Raw genomic sequence first — 1,228 nt, forward strand, 5'->3', positions numbered from 1 at the left:
GTGCAGGAGATCGCGTCGCACTTCGTCTGACCAGCCACGGCTCGTCGAGCCGACCATGCTGCCGGAGCGACACGTCGTCGACGGGGCGATCCGTTCCTCCTGGCAGAGCGACAGGAGTCGGCGGAACGTTGGCGGCCCACTGTCGCTTCCGGGAAGCACGGCACACGCACCAACGCCCCGCCCGGATGCCGGACGGGGCGTTCTACGTGGGCGCTACTTCTTGGCGCCCTGGGCGGCCACGGCGGCGGCGCCGGCAGCGGCGGCCTCGGGGTCCAGGTAGTACGCGGGCTTCGTCGGCGTGAAGTCGTCGTCGAGCTCGTACACCAGCGGGATGCCGGTCGGGATGTTCAGACCGGCGATGTCATCGTCGGAGATGCCGTCGAGGTGCTTCACGAGCGCACGCAGCGAGTTGCCGTGGGCAGTGACGAGCACGGTCTTGCCAGCGGCGAGGTCCTTCGTGATGTCGGACTCCCAGTACGGCAGCAGGCGGTCGATCACGAGCTTGAGCGACTCGGTGCGGGGCAGCTGGTCGCCGAGCTCGGCGTAGCGGCGGTCACCGGACTGCGACCACTCGGCGTCGTCTGCGATGGGCGGCGGCGGGACGTCGAACGAGCGGCACCACTCCATGAACTGCTGCTCGCCGTACTCGGCCAGGGTCTGGGCCTTGTCCTTGCCCTGCAGGGCGCCGTAGTGGCGCTCGTTGAGGCGCCAGTCGCGCTTCACCGGCAGCCAGGCCAGGTCGGCCTGCAGCAGCGCGATGTCCGCGGTCTGGATCGCGCGGGTCAGGAGCGAGGTGTACAGGACGTCGGGGACGATGCCGGACTCGGCGATGAGGTCGCCGGCGCGCTTCGCCTCCTTCTCGCCCAGCTCGCTGAGCCGGACGTCGACCCAACCGGTGAACAGGTTCTTCTGGTTCCAGTCACTGTTGCCGTGACGGAGCAGGACGAGCGTGGAGGTCATGCCTCCGAGTCTACCGAGCGGTACCGGCCCCGTACCCTTGACGCATGCCCATCGGGAACGTGACGCGCGGGACGACCGGGTACAACCGGCTCCGCCGCGTCGACCGGTGGATCGCGACCCTGCCGGTGCTGCGCCGGACGGACGACCCGCTCGTCGCCGACGTCGGCTACGGGGCATCGCCGACCACCACCCTCGAGCTCCGCGACCGGCTGGCGGCCGTCCGACCGGACGTCGAGGTGACCGGCATCGAGATCGAGCCCTCGCGGGT

General features: G+C 70.1%; 1 protein-coding gene and 1 pseudogene. One reads left to right on the plus strand and one right to left on the minus strand.

From position 1 onward, the window contains the following. Positions 1-213: 213 nt before the first annotated feature. A complete protein-coding gene (locus BACI9J_RS23585) occupies positions 214-960 on the minus strand; it encodes a phosphoglyceromutase (RefSeq protein WP_159736739.1) in 747 nt (248 codons plus the stop codon). A 44-nt stretch (positions 961-1,004) separates the two neighbouring features. On the opposite strand from BACI9J_RS23585, the pseudogene BACI9J_RS23590 reads away from it, so the two are divergent. After that, positions 1,005-1,228, plus strand: a pseudogene (locus BACI9J_RS23590) (class I SAM-dependent methyltransferase); the annotation flags it as partial.

Origin of the sequence: Arthrobacter sp. 9V, assembly GCF_902506065.1 — a bacterium.
GTDB lineage: Bacteria > Actinomycetota > Actinomycetes > Actinomycetales > Micrococcaceae > Arthrobacter.